Genomic DNA, 20,599 nt, shown 5'->3' on the forward strand with positions numbered 1-20,599 from the left:
CCCATGCTGCCTCGCTGGACGGCGCTGCTCTGCGCCAGCCTCATCGCCGCGCCCTGCGCCGCGCCGCGCCCCGCTCATGCCCAGGTCTCGGACGAGGCCATCCGCATCGGCGTGCTGAACGACCAGAGCAGCGTCTATGCCGATATCGGCGGCCAGGGCTCGGTCGTCGCGGCGCGGCTGGCGGCGGCGGAGTTCGGCAACACGCTGCTCGGCCGGCCGATCGAGATCGTCTTCGCCGACAGCCAGAACCGCGCCGACATCGCCTCCGCCACCGCCCGGCGCTGGATCGACAGCGACCGGGTGGACGCCATCGCCGACGGCTCGGCCAGCTCCTCCTCCCTGGCCATCCAGGAGGTGACGAAGGAGAAGAAGAAGGTCTTCCTGGCGAGCGGCCCGGCGACCTCCGACCTGACGGGCAAGTTCTGCAGCCCGACCGGCTTCCACTTCACCTACGACACCTACGCCCTCGCCTACGGCACCGGCCGGGCGCTGACCCAGCAGGGCGGCAATTCCTGGTTCTTCATCACCGCCGACTACACCTTCGGCCATGCGCTGGAGCGCGACACCAGCGCCTTCGTGCGCGATGCCGGCGGCCGGGTGCTCGGCTCGGTGCGGCACCCGCTGAACACCGCCGACTTCTCCTCCTTCCTGCTGCAGGCCCAGGGCTCGCGCGCCAAGGTGGTCGGCTTCGCCAATGCCGGGACGGATTTCGACAACGCGCTGAAGCAGGCAGCCGAATTCGGCCTGGTGAAGGGCGGCCAGCGCATGGCCGGGATGCTGGTCTTCATCAGCAACATCCATGCCCTCGGCCTGCCGGTGACCCAGGGGCTGGTGGCGACGACCAGCTATTACTGGGACCGCGACGAGCGGACGCGGGACTGGCACAGGCGCTTCGCCGCCGCGCATGGCGGCCGCGCCGCCACCATGGTGCAGGCCGGCACCTATTCGGCGGTGCGCCACTACCTGCGGGCGGTGGAGGCGGCCGGCACGGATGACGGCGAGGCCGTCGCCGCCATGATGCGGCGGATGCCGGTGCAGGACATGAACAACGACAACGTCCGCATCCGCGAGGATGGCCGGGTGCTGCACGACATGCTGCTGGTCCAGGCCAAGGCGCCGGAGGAGAGCAAGGGCCCCTGGGACTATTACCGCATCCTCACCCGCATCCCCGGCGAGGAGGCCTTCCGCTCCCTGGCGCAGAGCGAATGCCCGCTGGTGAAGCGGTGAAGCGGCCGCCAACCCCTTGAGAAGGCCCACATCGTGCGGCCGGCCGGCGAGCGCCGGCCGCAAGATGAGTTGACAGGCGCCGCCGCTTCATGCGCCGATATAGTTAGCTTGCAATCTATGATCCGCCAGAGATCGCAGTCCGGAGAGAGGAATGGCCGAGACCAGCCCCGCCAGGAAGCCCCTGCCCGCCCGCCTGGATGCCGTCATCGTCGGCGCCGGCTTCGGCGGCCTGTACATGCTGCACCGGTTGCGCGGCCTCGGCCTCTCGGCCCGCATCCTCGAGGCCGCGGACGGGGTCGGCGGCACCTGGTACTGGAACCGCTACCCCGGCGCCCGCTGCGACGTCGAGAGCATGCAGTACTCCTTCTCCTTCGACGAGGCGCTGCAGCAGGACTGGCACTGGAGCGAGCGCTTCGCCGCCCAGCCGGAGATCCTGCGCTACGCCAACCACGTCGCCGACCGCTACGACCTGCGCCGCGACATCCATTTCGAGACCCGCGTGGCCAGCGCCCGCTACGACGAGGCGGCGGATCGCTGGACCGTCGCCACCGAGGCCGGCGAGGTGGTCTCGGCGCGCTTCTGCATCATGGCGACGGGCTGCCTCTCGGCGGCGCGGCTGCCGGACATCCCCGGCATCGCCAGCTTCGGCGGCGAGACCTACCACACCGGCTACTGGCCGCATCGCAAGGTGGATTTCAGCGGCAAGCGGGTGGCGGTGATCGGCACCGGCTCCTCGGCCATCCAGGCGATCCCGGTGATCGCCGCCGAGGCGGCGCAGGTCACGGTCTTCCAGCGCACGCCGAACTTCTCCATCCCCTCGCGCAACGCGCCGATGGATGCGGAATACGAGGCCTGGTGGAAATCCGACTACCCGGCGAAGCGGCGGCAGGCGCGCCTGATGCGCACCGGCATCCTCTACGACATCAACCCGCAATCGGCGATCGAGGTCGATGAGGCGACGCGCAGCGCGGAATACGAGCGGCGCTGGGCCAATGGCGGCACCGCCTTCATGGGCGCCTATCACGACCTGATCCTCAACAAGGCGTCCAACGACACCGCGGCGGAGTTCGTGCGCAACAAGATCCGGTCGATCGTCAAGGACCCGGAGACCGCCGAGGCGCTGGCACCGAAGGACCACCCGATCGGCACCAAGCGCATCTGCGTCGACACCGACTACTACGAGACCTACAACCGGCCGAACGTCGCCCTGGTCAACCTGCGCAAGACGCCGATCGAGACCATCACCGAGACCGGCATCCGCACCAGCGACGGCACCCGCGAATTCGACGTCATCGTCTTCGCCACCGGCTTCGACGCCATGACGGGGGCGCTGCTGAAGGTCGATTTCGCGGGCCGCGGCGGCCGCCGCCTCTCGGCGGAGTGGGAGCACGGGCCGCGCAGCTATCTCGGCCTGATGGTCGCGGGCTTCCCCAACATGTTCATGATCACCGGGCCGGGCAGCCCCTCGGTGCTCAGCAACATGATCGTCTCGGTCGAGCAGCATGTGGACTGGATCACCGGGCTGCTCGGCCACATGCAGGATCGCGGCCTCGCCCGCGTCGAGGCGACCGAGCAGGCGCAGGAGGCGTGGGTGCGGCATGGCATGGAGGTGGCGGAGAAGACGCTCTACCCCTCGGCCGCCTCCTGGTACATGGGCGCGAACATCCCGGGCAAGCCGCGGGTCTTCATGCCCTATATCGGCGGCGTCGGCGCCTATCGCGAGACCTGCGACACGATCGCCGCCGAGGGCTATCGCGGCTTCGCGCTGGCCGGGGAGACGACGCCCGCCGCCGCGGCGGAATAGCCGGGCGCGAACCTCCGGTTCGCTTGGCTTCGCGGCATAAGCCGGTGGCGCCCATTCGGGCGCCCGATATCAGAAGGACAGCCGCCCGGCGGCCCGCAGCGCCAGCAGCAGGCCGCCGAGATGCATGGCATGGGCGAAGCGGCCGGCCGCGGCGCCGGCCAGCGCCTCGGAGGCGGGCAGCAGCACCGTCTCCAGCTCCTCGCCGGCCTCGCGCGCCAGCCGCCCGGTATCGACCGCCTCCTCGGCCAGCACCACATGCAGGCGGTTGCTGTTATGCGCCGGGTCCGACCAGAGCGAGGCCACCAGGCGCAGCCGCGCCGCGGCATAGCCGGTCTCCTCCCGCAGCTCGCGCGCCGCCGTCGCGCAAGGATCGGCGTCGCCGACATCCATCACGCCGCCCGGCGGCTCCAGCACCCAGGCCTTGGCCCCCTGGCGCCATTGCCGCACCAGCACCAGGCGGTCCTCCGGCGTCAGCGCCACCACCAGCACCCAGTCCGGGTAGGTCATCACCCAATAGGGGTCGAGCACCGCGCCCGCGCCCGTCTCCACCGCCTCGGCATCGAGGTCGAGATGCCGGTCGCGCACCACCGCGCGGCGGGAGAGCAGCCGCCAGGGCCGCTCCGCCTCCGGCAGCGGTCCCACCGGCCAGCCGGCCGGCGGGGTCTCCTCCGTCACTCCGCCGCCTGGAGCTGCATCTGCTGCGCATAGTCCTCGAGCGGGGCGCAGGTGCAGACCAGGTTGCGGTCGCCATGGACATTGTCCACGCGCTTCACCGGCGGCCAGAATTTGTGCCCCCGCACGAAGGGCAGCGGGAAGGCCGCCTGCTCGCGGCTGTAGGGATGCGACCAGTCCGCCGCCATGACCTCGGCCGCGGTGTGCGGCGCGTTCTTCAGCGGGTTGTCCGCCCTGTCGGCGCGGCCCTGCTCCACCGCCCGGATCTCGGCGCGGATGGCGATCATGGCGTCGCAGAAGCGGTCCAGCTCCTCCTTCGGCTCGCTCTCGGTCGGCTCGACCATCAGCGTGCCGGGCACCGGCCAGGACATGGTGGGCGCGTGGTAGCCGTAATCCTGCAGCCGCTTGGCGATGTCCTCGACCAGCACGCCGCCCCCCTGCTGGAAGCCGCGGCAGTCGAGGATGCATTCATGCGCCACCATCCCCCGCTGGCCGCGATAGAGCACCGGGAAATGCCCCTCCAGCCGCCGCGCCACGTAATTGGCGCTGAGGATGGCGACCGCGGTCGCCCGCCGCAGCCCCTCGGCGCCCATCATGCGGATATAGGCGTAGGAGATGGGCAGGATGGAGGCCGAGCCGAAGGGCGCGGCCGCGACCGGGCCATAGCCCGTCGCCGGCCCCGCCTCGGCCAGCAGCGGGTGGTTGGGCAGGTGCGGCGCCAGATGCGCCGCGACGCCGATCGGCCCGATGCCCGGGCCGCCGCCGCCATGCGGGATGCAGAAGGTCTTGTGCAGGTTCAGGTGGCAGACATCGGCGCCGATCGCCGCCGGGCTGGTCAGCCCGACCTGCGCATTCATGTTGGCGCCGTCCATGTAGACTTGGCCGCCATGGGCATGGACCAGCTCGCAGATGCCGCGGATCTCCTCCTCGAACACGCCATGCGTGCTCGGATAGGTGATCATCAGCGCCGCCAGCCGCGCCGAATGCTGCTCGGCCTTCGCCCGCAGATCGGCGAGGTCGACATTGCCCTCCCGGTCGCAGCCGACGACGACCACCTTCATCCCGGCCATCACCGCGCTCGCCGGGTTGGTGCCATGCGCCGAGGCGGGGATGAGGCAGACATCCCGCTCCGTCTCGCCCCGCGCCCGGTGCCAGGCGCGGATCGCCAGCAGCCCGGCATATTCGCCCTGGCTGCCGGCATTCGGCTGCACGGAGACGGCGGCGAAGCCGGTGACGGCGCAGAGCCAGGATTGCAGCCGGCGGATCATCTCGAGATACCCCTCGGCCTGGTCCGCCGGGGCGAAGGGATGGATCTCGGCGAAGCCCGGGAAGGTGATCGGGATCATCTCCGCGGTCGCGTTCAGCTTCATCGTGCAGGAGCCGAGCGGGATCATGCTGCGGTTCAGCGCGACGTCCTTGTCCTCCAGCCGCTTCAGGTAGCGGAGCATCGCATGCTCGCTATGGTGGCTGTTGAACACCTCGGCCGCGCAGAAGCCGCTCTGGCGGAGGAGCGAGGCCGGGATGCCGCCCTCGGGCGCGATGCCGTCCAGCGCGCCGCCGCCGAGCAGCGCCGCGAGCGTCGCCAGCTCGGCGCGGGTGACGGTCTCGTCGAGGGCGAGGCAGACCAGCCCGCCCTCCCGGCGCAGGTTGAAGCCCTGCGCCAGCGCCGCCTCCACCAGCGACCCGGCGCGCTCCCCCGCCTCGATGGCGATGGTGTCGAAGACGGCGTCGTGGCGCAGCGCGAAGCCGCCCCGCCGCGCTGCGCCGGCGAGCAGCCGCGCCTGCAACGCGACCCGCCCGGCGATGCGCCTCAACCCGTCCGGCCCGTGCCAGACGGCGTACATGCTGGCCATCACCGCCAGCAGCACCTGCGCGGTGCAGATGTTCGAGGTCGCCTTCTCGCGCCGGATATGCTGCTCGCGCGTCTGCAGGGCGAGGCGCATGGCCGGGCTGCCGGCGGCATCGACCGAGACGCCGACGAGGCGGCCCGGCAGCAGCCGCTTCAGCCCGTCCTTCACCGCCATATAGGCGGCATGCGGCCCGCCATAGCCGAGCGGCACGCCGAAGCGCTGGGTGCTGCCCACCACCACATCGGCGCCCATCTCGCCGGGCGGCGTCAGCAGGCAGAGGGCGAGCGGGTCGGCGGCGACGATGGCGAGGCCGCCGGCGTCATGCGCCGCGGCGATCTCGGGCGCCAGGTCCCGCACCTCGCCGGTGGTGCCGGGATATTGCAGCAGCACGGCGAAGGGCTTGTCCGCCTTCGCACGCGCTGCGATCTCGGCCGGCGGGGCGACCACCACCTCGATGCCGACCGGCTCCGCGCGCGTCCGCACCACGGCCAGGGTCTGCGGATGCAGGTCGGCGGCGGCGAGCAGGATGCGGCCCTTGGCCTTGTGCGCGGCATGCGCCAGCGCCACCGCCTCGGCCGCCGCCGTCGCCTCGTCGAGCAGCGAGGCATTGGCGACCGGCAGGCCGGTGAGGTCGGCCACCAGGGTCTGGAAATTCACCAGCGCCTCGAGCCGCCCCTGGGCGATCTCCGCCTGGTAGGGCGTGTAGGCGGTGTACCAGCCGGGATTCTCCAGCACGTTGCGCAGGATCACCGGCGGCACATGGGTGTTGTGGTAGCCGAGGCCGATGAGCGACTTCACGCGGCGGTTCCGCTCCGACAGCGCCCGCAACTCGGCGATCGCCTCGGCCTCGGTCGCCGGCGGCGGCAGGGCCGAGAGATCGGCGCCGGCGATCGCCGCCGGCACGGTGCGCGCGGCCAGCGCCTCCAGGCTCGGCACCCCGACCACCTGCAGCATGGCGGCGATGTCCTCGGGGCCGGGCCCGATATGGCGGCGGGCGAACTCGCCCCCATCCTCGAGCGCCGCGAGGGCGTCGAGCGGCGCCCTCTCCGCCGTCCTCCCGTCCGGGGTGCCGAGGCTCATGCCTCGCTCTCCACGAAGCGGGCATAGGCCGCCTCGTCCAGCAGCGCCGCGATCTCGGCCGGGTCCTTCGGCTCGAGCTTGAAGAACCAGCCCTGGCCGACGGGGTCCTGGTTGATCAGCGCCGGATCCTCGGCGAGGGCGGCGTTCACCTCCACCACCCGGCCGGCGATCGGGGCATAGACGTCGGAGGCGGCCTTCACGCTCTCCACCACCGCGCAGGCCTCGCCCGCCGCGACCTCGCGGCCCACCTCCGGCAGCTCGACGAAGACGACGTCGCCGAGCGCGTTCTGCGCATGGTCGGTGATGCCGATCACCGCGGCGTCGCCGTCCTGGCGCACCCATTCATGGTCCTTGGTGAATTTCAGCTCGGACATGGAGCGGCTCTCCGGATCAGCGCTTGTAGCGATGGGGACAGAAGGGGGTGGGGGCGATGCGGGCCGGCAGGGCCTTGCCGCGCACCATCAGATCGAGCGCCGTGCCGTCCTCGGCCTGGGCGCGGGCGACATAGCCCATGGCGATCGGGGCATTCAGCGAGGGGCCGAAGCCGCCGGAGGTCACCTCGCCCACCGGGCTGCCATCGGCGGCCTGGATCGGGGTATGGGCGCGGGCCGGCTGCCGCCCCTCCGGCCGCAGGCCGACGCGCAGCCGGGCCGGGCCATCGGCCAGCTCCTGCCGCACCCGCGCGGCGCCGGGAAAATCCCAGGCCATGCGCCGGCGCTTGCCGATCGACCAGGTGAGGGCCGCCTCCACCGGGCTGGTCGTCTCGTCGATATCGTTGCCGTAGAGGCAAAGCCCGGCCTCCAGCCGCAGCGAATCGCGGGCGCCGAGCCCGGCCGGCTGCACCCCCGGCTGCTCCAGCAGCCGCCGCGCCAGCGCCTCGGCCCGGTCGGCGGCGACGCTGATCTCGACCCCGTCCTCGCCGGTATAGCCGGAGCGCGAGGCGAGCACCGGGATGCCGCCGATCTCGGCCTCGGCCACCCCCATGAAGGAGAGGGCGGCGAGGGCCGGGGCGAGGCGGTCCAGCAGCCCGGCGACGGCCGGGCCCTGCAGGGCGAGCAGGGCGCGCTCGGGCAGCGGGCGCAGGGTGACGCCGGCCGGCAGGGCGGCCTCGATCAGCGGGAAATCCACCGCCTTGCGGCTGGCATTGACGACGAGGAACAGCCGGTCGCCGAGATTGGCCACCATGAAGTCATCGAAGATGCCGCCCGCCTCGGTGGTCAGCAGGCCGTAGCGCTGGCGGCCGGGCTTCAGCCCCTGGATGTCGGCCGGCGTCACCCGCTCCAGCGCCGCCGCGGCGCCCTCGCCCCGCAGCTCCGCCTGGCCCATATGCGAGACGTCGAAGAGCGAGGCGGCGCTGCGGCAGTGCAGGTGCTCGGCCATGATGCCGGCCGGGTACTGCACCGGCATGGCATAGCCGGCGAAGCCCACCATGCGCCCGCCGAGCGCGCGATGCAGGCCGCCGAGCGGCGTTTCCAACAATGTCTCCGATTCCGCCACGGTTCCCCCTGCCACGGCTGCGTGGCGCGAGTTGCTGCTCCGTGGCCCCCCTCTGTCCGGTGACCTGAGAGATTCGGCCGGCTGGCTTGCGGCCTTACTCCGTCGGTGCCGGCCGCCCTGCGGCAGCCAGGCTTTCCAGAGGCCCCTTCCCCGCGCGGCCCTTCTGCCTGAGCGTTTCCGGGGGCCGGTTGCGCCTTCGGCGGGGCGGCCGCCCGGCCGTCACGGCCGGATGCCACCCTCTCTCCCGCGCGGGATCAGCGGGAGCGTCCGGTCTAACCCGGCGCCCCCCCCGGCGCAACCGCGCCGCACGGCGGCGCCTGAGGTTCAGGCCCACCCATCGAAGCCCTCGCCCCCCCGTTGCCCTGCCGCGGCCTCGCCGCGGCAGGCTGTGACGCCCCCTCGGCCAGGAGGGACATCCCGGCCCCCCCCGCGAAGACGCGCGGCGGCGTCGCGGGGACATGAATCAGCGCGGCCCGCGCCGGCGGTTGAGGGCGAGATCCTCCGGCGTCAGGTCGAAGGAGACGTAGACGCGGTAATCCGTGCCGCGGCGCCCCTCCCCCACCGGCAGGGTGAGGCTGACCGGCGCGCTCTCGGCGTTGGTCCGCGTCTCGTTGCGGGCGAAGAGGATGCGGTCGACGAAGCTGTGCCGGGCCAGGATCCGCTCGTCCCGGGCATCGACCACGGCGACGAACCAGGGCAGGTCGACCACCCGCCCCTCGGTGCCGGCGCCGCGCTCGACGGTGAAATTGGCGCTCAACGTGACATCGATGCTGCGATTCTTGTTGCCCGGGTTGCAGCCGCCGCTGATCCCGGCCAGCCGCGCATCCCATTCCAGGGTCGTCAGGTCGCGCACCGCGCCGGGGCGGTAGCGGGTGAGGTCGGCGCCCTCCCCCAGGATGCCCGGCCGCGGACAGGCCACCGGCAGCCGCTGATTGCTCGTATCCCCGCACCCCGAAAGCGCCAGGGCCGCCATGGCGCCCATGGCCCCCAGGACAAACCGCACCCGCATCCCCATCTTCCCCCTTGAGCCCAAAGCCGCGCTGGCTAGTGTGCGCCACTGGACAATACCAGACGCACCCTGCCCGCCGGCCGGCCGGCACGGCAACCCGTGGCCCGCGAGCGAACCCAGCCCATGCACCAGACCACCACCGCACGCCCCAGCGACGCCGGCGGCAAGCCCCGCCTCAACGTCCTGCTGGCTGGCCCGCGCGGCTTCTGCGCCGGCGTGGATCGCGCCATCAAGATCGTCGAGGAGGCGATCCGCCGCTACGGCGCGCCTGTCTACGTCCGGCACGAGATCGTACACAACCGCTACGTCGTCGAGAGCCTGGAGCGCCAGGGGGCGATCTTCGTCGAGGAGCTGGACGAGGTGCCGGACGACGCGCCGGTGGTCTTCAGCGCCCATGGCGTGCCGAAATCGGTCCCCGCCGAGGCGAGCCGGCGCAACCTCTTCTATCTCGACGCCACCTGCCCGCTGGTCAGCAAGGTGCACCGGGAGGCGGAGCAGCATTTCTCCCGCGGCCGCCACATCCTGCTGATCGGCCATGCCGGCCATCCGGAGGTGGTGGGCACCATGGGGCAGCTCCCCCAGGGCACGGTGACGCTGGTCGAGGACGAGGAGCAGGCGCGCAGCGTCGCGGTGCCGACGGAGCGCCCGCTCGCCTTCATCACCCAGACCACCCTCTCGGTCGACGACACCGCCGGCATCGTCGCGGCGCTGCGCCAGCGCTTCCCGGCGATCCACGCCCCGGCCAAGGAGGATATCTGCTACGCCACCACCAACCGCCAGGCGGCGGTGAAGGCGATCGCCCCACGGGCGGAGCTGATGGTGGTGGTCGGCGCGCCCAATTCCTCGAACTCGCTGCGGCTGGTCGAGGTGGCGAAGCGGGCCGGCTGCCCGCGCGCCCTCATGGTCCAGCGCGGCCGCGACCTCGACCCCACGCTCGCCGCCGGGCTCGGCACCGTCGGCATCACCGCCGGGGCCAGCGCGCCGGAGGTGCTGGTCGAGGAGGTGCTGACCCGGCTCTCCGAGCATTTCGAGATCGTCATCGAGGAGGTGGTGGTGGCCGAGGAGCGCATCACCTTCAAGCTGCCCTCCGGCCTGCAGCACGCCTGACGGCCGGCGCCGCGCCGGCGCGGAGGAGCGGGGCGGGGGCATTCCGCCCGCGGGGCGATCCGCTGTAGAAGCCCCGCATGGCCGTCTACACCGAAGTCACCGACGAGGCGCTGCGCGCCTTCCTCGCCGATTATGCCCTCGGCGAGCTGCTCGCCTTCCGCGGCATCGCCGAGGGCGTGGAGAACTCGAATTACGCGCTGAAGACCGCGGCGGGCGACTTCATCCTGACCCTCTACGAGAAGCGGGTCGATCCGCGCGAGCTGCCCTGGTTCCTCGCCCTGATGGAGCATCTGGCGGCGCGCGGCATCGGCTGCCCGCTGCCGGTGAAGGCGACGGACGGGCTGGCGCTCCGCAGCCTGGCGGGCCGGCCGGCGGCGATCTGCACCTTCCTCCCCGGCCTCTGGCCGCGCCGCGTGCGGCCGGAGCATTGCGCGCCGCTCGGCGGGGCGCTGGCGCGGCTGCACCTGGCGGGGGCGGATTTCGCCGAGATGCGGCCGAACGGCCTCGGCCCCGAGGCCTGGGGGCCGCTGCTGGAGCGCTGCCGGCCGGGGGGCGATGCGGTGCAGCCGGGCCTGGTCGCCGAGCTGGACGCGGCGCTCGCCGGCATCCTGGCCGCCTGGCCGGCGACGGATACGCTGCCGCTCGGGCAGATCCATGCCGACCTCTTTCCCGACAACGTCTTCTTCCTCGACGGCGCGGATGGCCGCCCCTGCGTCTCCGGCCTGATCGACTTCTACTTCGCCTGCACCGACCTGCTGGCCTATGACATCGCGGTCTGCCTGAACGCCTGGTGCTTCGAGGCGGACGGCTCCTACAACGTGACCCGGGCGCATGCGCTGCTCGCCGCCTATCAGCGGCTGCGGCCGCTCTCGGCGGCGGAGCGGGCGGCGCTGCCGGTGCTCTGCCGCGGCGCGGCGATGCGCTTCCTGCTGACGCGGCTCTATGACTGGACGGCGACGCCGGCCGGGGCGCTGGTCACCCGCAAGGACCCGCTGGAATACCTGCGCAAGCTGCGCTTCTTCGCCCGCGCCGAGGGGCCCGCCTCCCTTGGCCTCTGACGCCTTGGCCCCTGACGAGGCGGCGCCGGTCGAGATCTGGACCGATGGCGGCTGCAAGCCCAATCCCGGCCCCGGCGGCTGGGCGGCGATCCTGCGCTACGGCGCGGTGGAGCGGGAGCTCTCCGGCGGCGACCCGGCGACCACCAACAACCGCATGGAGCTGATGGCGGCGATCAGCGCGCTCGAGGCGCTGAAGCGGCCGCGCAAGGTTGTGCTGCACACCGACAGCGAATACGTGCGCAACGGCATCAGCCGCTGGATCAACGGCTGGGTGCGCAACAACTGGCGCAACGCGGCGAAGGAGCCGGTGGCGAACATGGCGCTGTGGCAGCGCCTGCTGGCCGCGGCGAAGCCGCATGAGGTGGAGTGGCGCTGGGTGCGCGGCCATGCCGGCGACCCGATGAACGAGCGGGCGGACCGGCTGGCGACCGAGGCGCGGCTGCGGCTGGGCTAGGGCGCTTCCCGTGAACCGGTGTTCAGGGGAAGTGCCCTAGGCGCCCGGCGCCGCAGGCGGCAGAGTCGGCGCCTCGGTCCCGTGCGGTCAGGGGAGGTCGCCATGCCACGATCCGTCAGCCGGCGCCTGGCGCTGGCCACGCCGTTGCTCGCGGCCCCCGCCGCGGGGGCCCGTGCCGAAGCCTTTCCGCAGCGCACCGTGACGATCATCGTGCCCTCCGCCCCCGGCGGCACGCTCGATGCGGTCGCGCGCTTCTTCGCCCAGGCCATGGCCCCCGGCCTCGGCCGCAGCGTGGTCGTCGAGAATGTCAGCGGCGCCGGTGGCCTGGTCGGCATGCAGCGCCTGGCGCGGGCGGAGCCGGATGGCCATACCCTGGCCTTCGGCAACATGGGCGTGATGGCGGTCGGCTACGTGCTCAACCCGGGCGGCGGCTTCGATCCGCGGCGCGACATGACGCCCCTCTCCCTCGTCGTCGACGTGCCGATGGTGCTGGCGGCCAGCCCGCGCGGCGGCATACGCACCCTGGCCGGGCTGCTGGACCACATCCGCCGGAGCGAGGGGCGGGTCAGCTTCGGCACCGCCGGGCTCGGCACGACCAGCCACCTGGCGCCAGGCTATCTCCTGCATCTCGTTGGGCTGAAGGCCACGCTGGTATCCTACCGCGGGTCCGGCCCGGCCATGAACGATCTCGCCGCCGGCGTGGTCGATGCCGTCATCGATCAGACCGTGACCATGATCCCGGCGCATCGCGGCGGCACGGCGGTTGCGCTGGCCGTGAGCGCGCCGCACCGGATCCCGCAGCTCCCCGAGGTGCCGACCTTCGCCGAGGCGGGGCTGCCGGGCTTCGACCTGGTGATCTGGAACGGCTTCGCCGGCCCGCCCGGCCTGCCGGCCCCCGTCACCGCCCGGCTGGCGGAGGCGCTGGAGGCGGCGCAGGGGGATGCTGGCCTGCAGGCCCGGCTGCAGGAGCTGGCGAGCAGCCCGTCGCCGCCGGCCGAACGCGGCCCGGCCGCGATGCAGGCCCGCATCGCGGCCGAGGTGACGAAATGGACGGCGATCATCCGCCAGTCCGGGGTGAACCGGGATTGACCGGCTGGACCATGATCCGCTCCCGCAAGGTCGCGGACCCTGGTCTGGCGCGGTGTTGGGTCGCGTGAGTCACGCCTTTCGGTGGGTCCCCCTCCAGCGGCGCGCCGCCCGGGCCCGGCTCACCACCGCACCCGCAGCCCGCCGATGATCAGCCGGCGCAGGCCGAAATAGCAGGCGGTGGCGGCGGAGCAGCTGGCGATGTATTCGCGGTCGCCCAGGTTCTGCATGTTCACCGTCAGCTCCAGCCTGGTGGGCAGGTCGAAGCGAGCGCCGATGTCGTAGCGGATCGCGGCGTCGAACAGGGTGACGTCGTTCACCTTGAAGGCGTTGGCGTCGTTGCCGTAGCTCGAGCCGACATAGCGGACGCCGCCGCCGAGCGAGAGGCCGCGCAAGGCCCCATCGGTGAAGCTGTAATTGGCCCAGCCGCTGGCGACGTGGTTCGGCACCTGCGGCACCCGGTTGCCCGAGACGCCCGCGGTGTTCGACTTGGTGATCTCGGCATCGATGTAGGTGTAGGTGCCGATGAGGTCGAGGTGGTCGTTGAGGCTGGCGCGCCCCTCGAGCTCGATGCCGCGCGAGCGGATCTCGCCGGTCGGCTGGCTGAAGGTGGTGTAGACCGGGTCGGGCGTCAGCACGTTCTGCTGGCGGATCTGGTAGCCCGCGAGCTGGATGAAGCTGTCGATCCCAGGCGGCTGGTACTTCACGCCGACCTCGAACTGCTCGCCGGTCGTCGGCGCGAAGGGCGTGGCCCCGCGCTGCGGCGCGGAGGTGCCGGCGTTCGGCAGGAAGGAGGTGGAGTAGCTAGCATAGGGCGCGATGCCGTTGTCGAACAGGTAGAGCAGCCCGGTGCGCCAGGTCACCTCGTCATCCACCTGCGACTGCTGGCCCGCATTGGCGCCGCTCGCCAGGTGGGTGGTGGTGTTCTGCGTCGCATGGTCGTAGCGCAGGCCGATGTTGAACCGCCAGCGGCCGTAGGAGACCTGGTCCTGGGCGTAGAGGCCGAGCTGGTCGGTCTCCTGGTTCGTCTTGTCGCCGAGCCCGCTGTAGATGGCCGGGATGGTGCGGTAGTAGACCGGCGCGAAGATGTTGAGGGTCGGGATGCCGGCCGCGACGGTGGTGATGCGCCCGCGCGTGGAGGTGCGCTGCCAGTCGAGGCCGAACAGCGCCGTGTGCTGCAGCGGCCCGGTGGTGAAGGTGGCCTGCGCCTGGTTGTCCAGCGCGAAGGAGTTGGCGTGGTCCTTGGCGAAGGTGGCGCGGCGCGTGGCGGTGCGGCCATCCGCCCCGATGCCGGCGATCGAGAGGACGTTGAACTCGGAATCGACGTAGGAGTAGCGGAAATTCTGCCGCACGGTCCAGACGTTGTCGACCCGGTGCTCGAGCTGGTAGCCGACCGCCGCCTGGGTGCGCTCGTACTTGTTGTAGTTGGGATCGCCGCCGAAGAAGTTGGACCGCAGCCGCCCATAGGGGCTGGGCAGCACCGTGCCGAGCGCCGGGACGAAATTGTAGAAGCCGCCGTAGGGATCGTACTGGTAGGAGGAGAGGAAGGTGATGGAGGTGTTGTCCGTCGGCCGCCAGGTCAGGGCGGGCGCGATGGCGATGCGCTTCTCGTCGCTGAAGTCGAATTGCGTGTTGGCGGTGCGGCCGATGCCGGTCAGCCGGTAGAGGAACTTGCCGTCCTCGGTGAGCGGCCAGCCGAAATCGAAGGCCGCCTGGGCGAGGCCGTAAGACCCGGCCTCGAGCCGCACCTCGTTCACCGGCGTCGGGGTCGGGCGGCGGCTGACGAGGTTCACGATGCCGCCGGCGCCGGTCTGGCCATAGAGCACCGAGGCCGGGCCGCGCAGCACCTCGATGCGCTCCAGCAGCCAGGGATCGGTGTTCGGCACGCCGTAATAGAGGCCGCGGCCCTGGCGCAACCCGTCGAGGAAATTGACATAGGCGGCGCCGGTGCCCTGGCCGCCGAAGCCGCGCACGAAGACGCTGTCGTAGCGCGCGCTCGGCCGCACCTCCGGCAGCACGCCCGCGGTGTAGCGCAGCGCCTGCGAGACGCTGAGCGCCCCCTGGTCGTCGATCTGGTCGCGGGTGACGACGCCGACCGATTGCGGCGCCTCGATCAGCGGCGTATCCGTCTTGGCGCCGGTGGTGGTGACGGGCGCGACATAGCCCGAGACCGGCTGCCAGGAGCGCCAGGCCGTCGCCTGCACGTCGAGCTGCGGCAGCTCGATGGCCGCGGCGGTCGGGTCGGCGGCCGCCTCGCCCGGCGCCTGCGCCCAGGCCGGGCCCATGGCGAGGGTTGAAAGGACCGCGGCGCCGAGCGGGCGGAACCCCCGCCGCTTGCCGCGCTGACCTGGAACTCGACGCACCCGATCCTCCTCACCATGCCGAAGCGTGACGGTCTGCTAATGCGACGCAGTCGCAGTGTGAAGGGCATTCTGGCCGCGCGACATTGCCATGGCGGATCCATGTGGCTTTGGCGCCACGGCGCCGGCGCCGGGCCGCAGCCTTGCCCGTCCTGGCGCGTTGGGCCGGCGGCAACGGAAGGAAGGGCGCCAGGCATGGCCGAACCGCCGCAGGGGGCGAAGGAGCGGATGAACACCGCCGACCCGGCCTCCAAGACCACCGCGGAGAAGGTGCAGGAGGGCAGCACGACGCGGAATCCGAAGGCGAAGGTCCCCTCCGACCTCTATCCGGACCCGCCGGGCGTGACGGACCGGACGCGCGGCGCGCCGGACGACTGATCCGGCCCTGGGGCCCGGCCGGTCACGGGGGCCGGGGCAAGGAGCGAGGCCGGCGCCCGGCGGACCCGGCCACCCTGACGGCCGGCTTGCCGCAACATCATTTGCAGCTTGACCCGTTATGTACCGTTATCGTAATATTATGCCTTGGTGCCATTCCGGCTGGCCGTGGGTGGGGAAGGCCAGCACGTGCTCATGCGCCTCTTCACCCTGCTCTATCTCGCGGTGGCCGCGCTCGCCCTGATGTTGGGATAGCGGGCCGCGGCCTCACGCCCTCATCCGCCCCGGCCCCATCCATGCCACCGAAGGCCGGCGCGGCACGTTCAACTGCCTCGGTGACCCCCTGGGGTCGGCAGGAACGGAGAATGGACATGAGCAAGCCCGACCATACCTGGTACGTCGTGGCGGATGGCGGCAAGGCCCGCATCCTGGTCCGCACCGAGGATGGCCTTCGCACGCGGCACAGCTTCGATGCGTCCGGCAAGGCCAATGCGGTGGAGAATGCGGATTCCGGCGTCAGCCAGCTGAAGGCGCCGAAATCCGACCCGAAGGACCAGTCGGAGGCGCATTTCGCCAAGGCCGTGGCGGATTACCTGAACGAGGCGGTGCGCCGTGGCCAGGCGGAGTCGCTGGTCATCGCCGCCTCCGCCCAGGTGCTGCACGGCATCCGGGAGGAGCTGAGCAAGGAAGCGGCCGGCCTGGTCAGCAAGACCATGAGCAAGGACTACGTGAACCTGCCCGACAACGAACTGACGGCCCATTTCGGCTGATGCTGCCCCGGCCGGCGGGCCAGGGCGTGATCGCCTGAGGTGGCCTCTCCGAGAGGCGTGACTCACGCGCCCCAACACCAAGCCAGGCCATGGCCCGCGACCCTGTGTGAGCGGATCATGGTCTGGCGCGGGGCGAGGCCGGCGCGGCCGGCCGCCCTGGCCGCCCTCCCCGCCCTGGCGCGGCGCCAAAAATTCCCTTGGGGACGCAAGGCCGGCGAAACTCCGCGACGCAACGGGCGTGATGGTACCGCTCGATGGCGGGCAAGGACCGGAGCATCACCCAATGGCGGAGCCGATCGACCAGAGCGTTATGGATGCCCTGCAGAAGGGCATCTGGACCGAGGAGGAAAGGGAACAGGCGCTGACGATGATGCTCGCCGAGATCGAGGAGAAGCCCGCCGAGCAAACGCCCGAGAGCGCGGTGGAGTAAGCTGGGCGACGCGCCTGTCGGACCCGCGAGGCCGGCAGCGCGCGGTCGGATGGAGCGGACGCGGATCGGGCGTGACGGGGCAGGGCTCCGCATGCTGCAGCTTCCCCGCCTCCTAGCGCCCCACGGGCCGCGAGCCTTTGCCGCAAGCCTGGCGCCGGGGCGCGCCGCTCCGGCCTCCACCGCCCCACGCGGCCGGCTGATCGGCGAGACAGCCCCCCAGTCACCGGGAAACATTCGCGCCGGGAGGGCGTTGGCCTCGCATCATGCCGCGCCTCAGCCATCAGCTCGAAACCTCCCTCTACGTCGCCGATCTCGCACGGTCCGAGGACTTCTATCGGACCGTCTTCGGCTTCGAGACCTTCCTCCGCGACGACAGGATGATCGGAATGGGCGTGCCCGGCGGCAGCGTGTTGCTCCTCTTCCGGCATGGCGGCTCGGTCACCGCCTCGCCGACGCCGGCCGGGGACATCCCGCCGCATGACGCGCGCGGCCAGCAGCATCTCGCCTTTGCGATCCCGCGGGGCGAGCTCGAGGCCTGGGAGGAGCATCTGCGATCCCTGGCGGTGCCGCTCGAATCCCGGGTCACCTGGCCTCGCGGCGGCGTCAGCCTCTATTTCCGCGATCCGGACGAGCATTCCCTCGAGGTCGCCACGCCCGGCCTGTGGCCGAGCTACTGATGCCCTCCGATCCGACCCCGCCGGCCTCGGAGCAGGACATCGCCTTCATGCGGCGGGCGATCGAGCTGGCGAAGCAGGGCGAGAGGGCGCGCGGCGCCTCGCCGATCGGCTGCGTGATCGTGATGGACGGACGGATCGTCGCCGAGGCGCATAACGAGGTCGATATCCGCCACGATCCCACGGCGCATGCCGAGGTCATGGCCATGCGGCGCGCCGGCGAGGCGCTCGGCGTCTCGCAGTTTCCCGACGCGGTGCTGTATTCCACGCTGCAGCCCTGCGGCATGTGCTCGATGGCATCGATCTGGGCGAAGATCGGCCGCATCGTCTACGGCGCGGAACGCGACGACGTGCACCAGATGTATTTCGAGGGACGCCACCTCGACACGATGGATTTCATCACCGACGCCTTCCGCGACGATCTCTCGGTCAAGGGCGGCGTGCTGCGGCGCGAATGCGCCGGCCTCTACCACCAGCCGGGCGAGGACGTCCCGCTGGAGGAACAGGCGAACATCTGATCGGGGGATGTCTCGGCTGGAGCGGCGCCGGCCCGGATGCCCGGCGCCGGCAGGGGCCGGTGGTGCTGCACGACAGGATTGAACTGTCGACCTCTCCCTTCTCCACCACTTCGGCTTTCGCCGCCGCCTTCCGGCGTTCGTGGCCCGGACTGTCCCTTCACCCTGGGCCGAAGCCGTTAGGTGCCACCCATCCAGTCTCTACACCTTCCCCTTGCGGGGCTTGGCTCGGGATCGCCATCGGCTGGTGCCGGAAGGGTTCCCCGACTTTGGGCGGTTATCATCCCCTGGTTTCCCAGAGGCGTGGCAAATCTACCAAGGGAGTGCTCTACCACTGAGCTAGTGCAGCGTACCGACCTCCTCGAACCTCCTGGCCTGGTCCACCTAACCTGGTGCCGCACGCTCAACCGTGGAGCGCCTTGTCGCCAAGGACCCGCTCCACCGCAGAGGCATGGCGGCGGACCCGCCCGGAAGCCCGCGCTCTCTAACGGCTCGCCCCCGGCCATGCAACCCCTTCGCGCTGGGCATCCGCCGGCGCAGGGGCAACCTGCCAGTAAGCAATTCTAACGCAACCTCCCGGCCGAGACGCGGGGCAGGACGCCGCCCGCGGATGAGGAGCCGGCATGGCTTGCCCCCGCCCGCCGCGGCACGACCCGCCTGCCCGCCCGCCAGGACCGCCGTCACGGCGCCCGCAGCTTCCGCACCACCGTGGTGAGGCGCGAGACGCAGCTCAGCCTGCCGTCGCCGCGGCGGATCTCGATATGCCAGACCTGCACGCTGCTGCCGAGCTGCAGCGGCCGGCACAGCGCCTCCACCACGTCGCCCTTGTGCACCGGCGCCAGGTGGTTGGCGTTCACCTCCAGCCCCACCACCGTCCAGCCCTCCTCCAGCGCCATCACGCCGCAGGTCGAGCCGATGGTCTCCGCCAGCACCACGCTCGCGCCGCCATGCAGGATGCCGGCCGGCTGGATGTGGCGCTCGTCCACCGGCATCGTCGCGCGGGCGAAATCCTCCCCCCATTCGACGAACTCGATGCCGAGCAGGCTCGGCATCGTCCCCGCATGCCGCGCCGCATAGGCCTCGGGCGGCATCGCCCGCTTCCACACTCCCATGCGCCCTCTCTCCCGCTTGCCTGCCGGGCAGGATGGCCTGTGGCGGGCCGGTGTCAAAGGACCATCAATCAAAAGGGGACATGCCTACCTGTAGTTGACATTTCCGTTACAGTTAAGCAAGAAACCCGATGAGACACCCCGATCGATCGGCCCTGCCGGACCCGCCAGCCCAGCCGTCCGGACCGCCGGGGCGCCTCGCCCGCACCGCGCCATACGGCCTATCGAACGGGGCCCCCGTGCATATTCTCCTCGACGTCTCGCGCCTCCTGCTCTGCGTCCACCGCACCTCCCCCTCCGGCATCGAGCGGGTCGAATACGCCTATGCCCGCCGCTGGCTGGCGCAGCCGGCGACGGCCTGCACCTTCACCGCCCAGAGCCTCTGGGGGCATTTCGCCGCCCTGCCGCGGGAGGGCGTGGCCGCCCTGCTCGACGCCCTCGACGAGGTCTGGGACCGCGGCACGCCGCAGCGCCGCGGCCTGCGCCGGGCGCAGCGCATCGCCCTCGCCCTGCAGGGCCGACTCGCCCGCGGCGGCGGCCGCCTCGCGCTCCGCGCCCAGTTGCGCCGGCATCCGGGCGCCGTCTTCCTCCTCGTCTCCCACCACGCCCTCGACCAGCGCGCCCCGATCGCGGCGCTGCGCCGCGCCGGCGCCCGCTTCGTGCCGCTGATCCACGACCTGATCCCGCTCACCCATCCGGAATACACGCGCGTGCCGCAGATCGCCCGGCACGCCGCGCGCATCGCCAATGTCGCGGCGCTCGCGGACGGCATCATCGTGAACTCGGCGGCAACCGAATCCGTGCTGCTCGACCATCTCGCCCGGCATGGCCGGGTGCCGCCCATCGCCATCGCGCCGCTCGGCACGCGGCCGATGCGCGCCCCCGCCGCCGCCCTGCCGACCGAGCCCTATTTCGTCTGCATCGGCACCGTCGAGCCGCGCAAGAACCACCACCTGCTGCTGCATCTCTGGCGCGAGCTCGCCGCCGAGGGGCGCCAGGGCCCGCGCCTGCTGCTCTGCGGCCGCCGCGGCTGGGAGAACGAGAACGTGCTGGACCTGCTCGAACGCTGCACCGGGCTGCGCGGCCTGGTGCGGGAGCTCGGCGCGGTGCCGGATGCCGAGGTGACCGCGCTGCTCGCCGGCGCCCGCGCCCTGCTCTTCCCGAGCTTCGCCGAGGGCTACGGCCTGCCGGTCGCCGAGGCGCTGGCGCTCGGCACCCCCGTGCTCTGCAGCGACCTGCCGGCGCTGCGCGAGGTGGGCGGCGCCGTCCCCGACTATCTCGACCCGCTCGATGGCCCCGGCTGGCGCCGCGCCATCCTCGACTACGCCGCGCCCGACAGCCCCGCCCGCGCCGCCCAGCTCGCCCGCCTGCCGGGCTGGACCATGCCGAGCTGGGACGCGCATTTCGATGAGGTGGATGCCTTGCTCGCGCATGTGACCGCTGAGGCCGAGCCGATGCTCGCCGAGACCCCGCGGCGCCGTCGCGGCGAGCCCTCCCTCGCCGGCGCCACGCCGGCATGAGG

At 71.8% G+C, this 20,599-nt stretch carries 19 protein-coding genes and 2 riboswitches; of the genes, 12 read left to right on the forward strand and 7 right to left on the reverse strand.

Going from position 1 to position 20,599, the window contains the following annotated elements; all coding sequences use genetic code 11:
- The first annotated feature begins 3 nt into the window (after positions 1 to 3).
- The gene (locus DOO78_RS05640) at positions 4 to 1,227 is read left to right on the forward strand and encodes an ABC transporter substrate-binding protein (RefSeq protein ID WP_111469064.1); all 1,224 of its coding nucleotides are present in this window, start codon (positions 4 to 6) and stop codon (positions 1,225 to 1,227) included.
- A gap of 151 nt (positions 1,228 to 1,378) precedes the next feature.
- The gene (locus tag DOO78_RS05645; RefSeq protein WP_111468772.1) at positions 1,379 to 3,031 is read left to right on the forward strand and encodes a flavin-containing monooxygenase; all 1,653 of its coding nucleotides are present in this window, start codon (positions 1,379 to 1,381) and stop codon (positions 3,029 to 3,031) included.
- 69 nt (positions 3,032 to 3,100) lie between these two features.
- Here the strand turns inward: DOO78_RS05645 and DOO78_RS05650 are convergent, their stop codons facing one another.
- The 5 genes from DOO78_RS05650 to DOO78_RS05670 all read right to left on the reverse strand — a co-directional run bounded on the left by DOO78_RS05650 (position 3,101) and on the right by DOO78_RS05670 (position 9,049).
- Entirely contained in the window at positions 3,101 to 3,706 is a 606-nt protein-coding gene (locus DOO78_RS05650; RefSeq protein ID WP_243634411.1) for an NUDIX hydrolase, read from the reverse strand.
- Positions 3,703 to 6,633 carry an aminomethyl-transferring glycine dehydrogenase gene (gcvP, locus tag DOO78_RS05655; protein ID WP_111468773.1) on the reverse strand — a complete coding sequence of 977 codons (2,931 nt, stop codon included), beginning with the start codon at positions 6,631 to 6,633 and terminating at the stop codon, positions 3,703 to 3,705. Before gcvP ends, DOO78_RS05650 begins: the two co-directional genes overlap by 4 nt.
- On the reverse strand, positions 6,630 to 7,007 hold the full coding sequence (gene gcvH, locus DOO78_RS05660; RefSeq protein WP_111468774.1) for a glycine cleavage system protein GcvH: 378 nt from the start codon (positions 7,005 to 7,007) through the stop codon (positions 6,630 to 6,632). The genes gcvP and gcvH overlap by 4 nt, the downstream gene beginning before the upstream one ends.
- A 16-nt stretch (positions 7,008 to 7,023) precedes the next feature.
- A complete protein-coding gene (gene gcvT, locus DOO78_RS05665) occupies positions 7,024 to 8,130 on the reverse strand; it encodes a glycine cleavage system aminomethyltransferase GcvT (protein ID WP_279387771.1) in 1,107 nt (368 codons plus the stop codon).
- A gap of 49 nt (positions 8,131 to 8,179) precedes the next feature.
- Positions 8,180 to 8,272: riboswitch (glycine riboswitch) on the reverse strand.
- Between the two features lie 3 nt (positions 8,273 to 8,275).
- Positions 8,276 to 8,387: riboswitch (glycine riboswitch) on the reverse strand.
- A gap of 206 nt (positions 8,388 to 8,593) precedes the next feature.
- The gene (locus DOO78_RS05670) at positions 8,594 to 9,049 is read right to left on the reverse strand and encodes a hypothetical protein (RefSeq protein ID WP_128080004.1); all 456 of its coding nucleotides are present in this window, start codon (positions 9,047 to 9,049) and stop codon (positions 8,594 to 8,596) included.
- A gap of 213 nt (positions 9,050 to 9,262) precedes the next feature.
- On the opposite strand from DOO78_RS05670, the gene ispH reads away from it, so the two are divergent.
- From ispH to DOO78_RS05690, 4 genes are all read left to right on the forward strand, one after another.
- On the forward strand, positions 9,263 to 10,246 hold the full coding sequence (gene ispH, locus DOO78_RS05675) for a 4-hydroxy-3-methylbut-2-enyl diphosphate reductase (protein ID WP_111468777.1): 984 nt from the start codon (positions 9,263 to 9,265) through the stop codon (positions 10,244 to 10,246).
- Positions 10,247 to 10,323: 77 nt separating this feature from the next.
- Entirely contained in the window at positions 10,324 to 11,304 is a 981-nt protein-coding gene (locus DOO78_RS05680) for a homoserine kinase (protein ID WP_111468778.1), read from the forward strand.
- Positions 11,305 to 11,308: 4 nt separating this feature from the next.
- Positions 11,309 to 11,758, forward strand: a complete 450-nt coding sequence (rnhA, locus tag DOO78_RS05685; RefSeq protein WP_243634412.1) for a ribonuclease HI — start codon at positions 11,309 to 11,311, stop codon at positions 11,756 to 11,758.
- 102 nt (positions 11,759 to 11,860) lie between these two features.
- Positions 11,861 to 12,847 (forward strand): Bug family tripartite tricarboxylate transporter substrate binding protein, encoded by a 987-nt coding sequence (locus tag DOO78_RS05690; protein ID WP_111468780.1) that lies wholly within the window; start codon positions 11,861 to 11,863, stop codon positions 12,845 to 12,847.
- A 119-nt stretch (positions 12,848 to 12,966) separates the two neighbouring features.
- Here DOO78_RS05690 and DOO78_RS05695 read toward each other — a convergent pair whose 3' ends face one another.
- Positions 12,967 to 15,207, reverse strand: a complete 2,241-nt coding sequence (locus tag DOO78_RS05695) for a TonB-dependent siderophore receptor (RefSeq protein WP_243634413.1) — start codon at positions 15,205 to 15,207, stop codon at positions 12,967 to 12,969.
- Positions 15,208 to 15,399: 192 nt separating this feature from the next.
- Between DOO78_RS05695 and DOO78_RS05700 the strand changes: the two genes are divergently transcribed.
- From DOO78_RS05700 to DOO78_RS05715, 5 genes are all read left to right on the forward strand, one after another.
- The gene (locus tag DOO78_RS05700) at positions 15,400 to 15,582 is read left to right on the forward strand and encodes a hypothetical protein (RefSeq protein WP_111468782.1); all 183 of its coding nucleotides are present in this window, start codon (positions 15,400 to 15,402) and stop codon (positions 15,580 to 15,582) included.
- A gap of 368 nt (positions 15,583 to 15,950) precedes the next feature.
- The gene (locus DOO78_RS05705) at positions 15,951 to 16,349 is read left to right on the forward strand and encodes a host attachment protein (RefSeq protein ID WP_165838742.1); all 399 of its coding nucleotides are present in this window, start codon (positions 15,951 to 15,953) and stop codon (positions 16,347 to 16,349) included.
- Positions 16,350 to 16,632: 283 nt separating this feature from the next.
- Positions 16,633 to 16,779 (forward strand): hypothetical protein, encoded by a 147-nt coding sequence (locus DOO78_RS27380; RefSeq protein WP_165838743.1) that lies wholly within the window; start codon positions 16,633 to 16,635, stop codon positions 16,777 to 16,779.
- Between the two features lie 263 nt (positions 16,780 to 17,042).
- A complete protein-coding gene (locus tag DOO78_RS05710; protein WP_111468784.1) occupies positions 17,043 to 17,456 on the forward strand; it encodes a VOC family protein in 414 nt (137 codons plus the stop codon).
- Complete coding sequence (locus tag DOO78_RS05715; RefSeq protein WP_111468785.1) at positions 17,456 to 17,971, forward strand: nucleoside deaminase; 516 nt, start codon at positions 17,456 to 17,458, stop codon at positions 17,969 to 17,971. Before DOO78_RS05710 ends, DOO78_RS05715 begins: the two co-directional genes overlap by 1 nt.
- Before the next feature lie 677 nt (positions 17,972 to 18,648).
- Here DOO78_RS05715 and DOO78_RS05720 read toward each other — a convergent pair.
- Positions 18,649 to 19,080: a hotdog fold thioesterase gene (locus tag DOO78_RS05720; protein ID WP_111468786.1), complete on the reverse strand. Its 432-nt coding sequence runs from the start codon at positions 19,078 to 19,080 to the stop codon at positions 18,649 to 18,651.
- A 236-nt stretch (positions 19,081 to 19,316) separates the two neighbouring features.
- Between DOO78_RS05720 and DOO78_RS05725 the strand changes: the two genes are divergently transcribed.
- Positions 19,317 to 20,597, forward strand: coding sequence for a glycosyltransferase family 4 protein (locus tag DOO78_RS05725; RefSeq protein ID WP_207802802.1), 1,281 nt, complete (start codon positions 19,317 to 19,319; stop codon positions 20,595 to 20,597).
- Positions 20,598 to 20,599 lie beyond the last annotated feature (2 nt).

The sequence above is a fragment of the Roseicella frigidaeris genome (assembly GCF_003258945.1).
Taxonomy (GTDB): Bacteria; Pseudomonadota; Alphaproteobacteria; order Acetobacterales; family Acetobacteraceae; genus Paracraurococcus; species Paracraurococcus frigidaeris.